Source organism: Paenibacillus sp. N119s, from assembly GCF_059447605.1.
Map to the genome: position 1 here is coordinate 1 of NZ_JCAJRU010000360.1, position 3,369 is coordinate 3,369.

Here is a 3,369-nt window from a genome sequence, read left to right on the forward strand (position 1 = left end):
ATCTGCGGGGAGCTCTATCGCCATAATAGCGAATGGAAGTTTGCGGCAATCGGGGCAGGTACCCACGCCGTACATATTGATGTGCTGGCTGAGCGTTACATGTAATTTTAGGTTGCTCCTACAAAACTAATAAGAAACGGGGTCCTTACTCATGGCAATTAACTTATCCAAAGGTCAAAAGATTGATTTGACGAAAACAAATCCAGGTTTGTCCAAAATCACGGTTGGTCTCGGCTGGGACACCAATAAGTACGATGGCGGTAAAGATTTTGACTTGGACGTATCCGTATTTTTGGCGAATGCGGACGGCAAAGTGGAAACAGAAAAGAACTTTGTCTTCTTTAATAATCCACAAAACGAAAACGGTTCTGTTGTTCATACCGGAGATAACCGTACAGGTGAAGGTGACGGAGACGACGAGCAAATTAAGGTTGATCTGAGCAGCGTGCCTGCTAACGTAGAAAAGATCGCCTTTACGATTACAATCTATGAGGCTCAAGAACGCAATCAAAACTTTGGACAAGTGTCCCGCGCTTATGCCCGTATCGTAAATGAGGCTAACAACGAAGAATTGGTTCGCTTTGATCTGGGAGAAGATTTCTCGATCGAAACAGGCGTCGTGGTAGGCGAACTGTATCGCCACAACGGTGAGTGGAAGTTCAATGCCATTGGCAGCGGCTACCAGGACGGTCTTGCAGGGTTGACACGCGATTACGGTTTAGCTTAAAAAATCCACACAAAGAAGGCAGGTATGCAGTATGACCATTAGTCTTTCCAAAGGACAACGTATTGATCTGACCAAAACGAATCCAGGCTTGACTCGTGTTGTTGTAGGTCTTGGCTGGGATACCAATAAATACAGTGGTGGCGCTGAATTTGACTTGGATGCTTCGGCTTTCCTGCTGTATGAAGACGGTAAAGCGAAGGCAGCTGACGATTTTGTATTCTACAATAACCCAACAGGTGGAGCAGGTGCTGTTACTCATACAGGCGATAACCGCACGGGTGAGGGCGACGGGGATGACGAGCAAATTATTATTGATTTTGCAAAGGTTCCAGCGAACATCCACCGTATCGGGATTACCGTTACGATTTACGACTATGAGGCACGTGCGCAGAACTTTGGACAAGTGTCCAATGCTTTTGTACGTGTGGTAGATGCGGCAACGGATCGTGAAGTGCTGCGCTACGATTTGGGTGAGGATTTCTCCACCGAAACAGCTGTGGTATTCTGCGAATTTTACCGTCAGAATGCGGACTGGAAGTTCCAGGCTATTGGTAGTGGCTTTGCTGGTGGATTGGGTGCGCTTGCTAAAAACTATGGCTTGGACGCTCAATAATATCCACTTGGGGGTGGTGTCCAAAGGGCGCTACCCTTTCTTTTTAGGCCATTGGAATGGCGTACGCTGAACACGACAAACGGACAGAAAGGTGACACACTCATGGCTGTTATCGTAGTAAAGGGGCAGAAGGTGGATTTGACCAAAACGAATCCAGGTCTGAGCCAAGTCAATATAGGGATCGGTTGGGAGTCCTCAGCGGCTCTGGAACTCGATACTTCTGCATTTTTGCTAGGCGCTGGAGGGAAAGTGTCGGGCGATGAGGATCTGATCTTTTACAATAATCCGACCACATCCTTTATCACTTATTCAGATGGACAACAGTTTGGCGACAAGAAGCAATTTTCCCTGGACCTTACCAGAGTATCTTCCCATATCGAGAAGATCGCGTTTACGCTGACCATCTATGATGCGGATCAGAAACGACAAAATTTTGGACAGGTTCAAGGTGGATTTATACGTTTTGTTCATCCGGTTAATGGAGAGGTTCTGCGATTTAATTTGGACAGTGGTTTTACAGTCGAGACGGCCATTGTAATAGGCGAGCTGTACCGCCATAACGGTGAATGGAAGTTTAACGCGATAGGTGCAGGTTTTTCCGGTGGATTGGATGCGTTGTGTGCAAATTTCGGTATTGAAGTGGAAAATAATCCGGCTCCTGCGGCGCCAGTGCCTACGCCACCTCCAGCGCCTCGACCAGCACCAACACCCCCACCTGCACCTCCTGTTCCAAAGCCAGAGCCAGCTGCAAATCCAGTAAATCTGAATTTGCGGAAAATTGAGCTGAAGAAAAAGGGCGACACCATTAACCTGAAAAAGGGCTCAAGCGGGTTGGGTGAAATCCTAATCAATCTGAACTGGAATCAGGTGCAGCAGAGCAAAGGATTTTTCAGTCGTGGCTCCAAGAGTGTCGATCTGGATCTGGGCTGCTTGTATGAGATGAAGAACGGGGATAAAGGGGTTGTTCAGGCGCTTGGGGAAGCATTCGGTTCTCTCCATCGCTTCCCGTACATTGCCCTCGATGGTGACGACCGGACAGGCTCTGTGAAAACAGGGGAAAATCTCCGCATAAATGGGGCTAAAATTTCTGAGATTAAGCGAATTTTGGTGTTTACCTTCATTTATGAAGGAGTCACGAACTGGTCACAAGCAGACGGGGTGGTCACGCTGTACCAGAAGGACGGGCCGGACATTATTGTTCATATGAACGAACATGACAATCGCAAAGGGATGTGTGCGATTGCGATGATCCAAAATGTGAATGATGAAACGTTCAGTATCGAGAGACTCGTGCAATTCTATGGCGGTCATCGTGAACTTGATCGGGCATACAACTGGGGCATGCGCTGGACGCAGGGTAGTAAATAAACTGAATTATCGGAGGCACTCTTTTCATGTTAAATGATTTATTCAAAAATATCAGCGAGAACTACGGTCATTTCTTTTCATGGAGTGATGTGGTAGGCACGTTTACTGACCCGGTAAGTTGGGGGATTATTGGTACTCTCATTTTGCTGGAAGGTCTTTTGTCGGCGGATAACGCTTTAGTTCTTGCGGTTATGGTTAAGCATTTACCGAAGGAACAGCAGAAGAGAGCCTTATTTTACGGGATTTTAGGTGCGTATTTATTCAGATTCCTGGCCATCGGCTTGGGTACCTTCCTGATTAAGTTTACGCTGATTAAGGTACTGGGTGCCGCTTATCTGCTTTATATCGCTTATAAGGGCTTGTTCAAGTCCGAGGGTGATGGAGAAGTGAAGAACAAACCTACTTCTTTCTGGAAAACCGTATTAATGGTCGAACTGATGGATATTGCCTTCAGTATTGACAGCGTCATTGCCGCTTTTGGGGTGAGCGAGAAAGTATGGGTTCTCTTCATGGGTGGTATACTCGGTGTTCTGATGATGCGTGGTGTCGCACAACTGTTCCTCAAGCTCATTGACAAATTTCCGGAACTGGAACAGACAGCCTTTATTATGATCGCCATTATCGGGGGTAAAATGCTGGCTGCTGCTTTTGGCTTTCATAT

At 46.9% G+C, this 3,369-nt stretch carries 5 protein-coding genes; all 5 read left to right on the forward strand.

Translation table 11 applies throughout. The annotated features are described in order from the left end of the window. Nucleotides 1-105, forward strand: coding sequence for a TerD family protein (locus AC5V8P_RS24470; protein WP_495473970.1), 105 nt, complete (start codon nt 1-3; stop codon nt 103-105). Between the two features lie 46 nt (nt 106-151). After that, nucleotides 152-727, forward strand: a complete 576-nt coding sequence (locus AC5V8P_RS24475) for a TerD family protein (RefSeq protein ID WP_064795729.1) — start codon at nt 152-154, stop codon at nt 725-727. Between the two features lie 31 nt (nt 728-758). Then, the gene (locus AC5V8P_RS24480; RefSeq protein WP_025717139.1) at nt 759-1,340 is read left to right on the forward strand and encodes a TerD family protein; all 582 of its coding nucleotides are present in this window, start codon (nt 759-761) and stop codon (nt 1,338-1,340) included. 102 nt (nt 1,341-1,442) lie between these two features. Beyond that, on the forward strand, nt 1,443-2,708 hold the full coding sequence (locus AC5V8P_RS24485; protein ID WP_064795730.1) for a TerD family protein: 1,266 nt from the start codon (nt 1,443-1,445) through the stop codon (nt 2,706-2,708). A gap of 26 nt (nt 2,709-2,734) precedes the next feature. Further along, nucleotides 2,735-3,369, forward strand: a 635-nt coding sequence (locus AC5V8P_RS24490; RefSeq protein ID WP_495473969.1) for a TerC family protein, incomplete at its 3' end; no start/stop codon positions are given.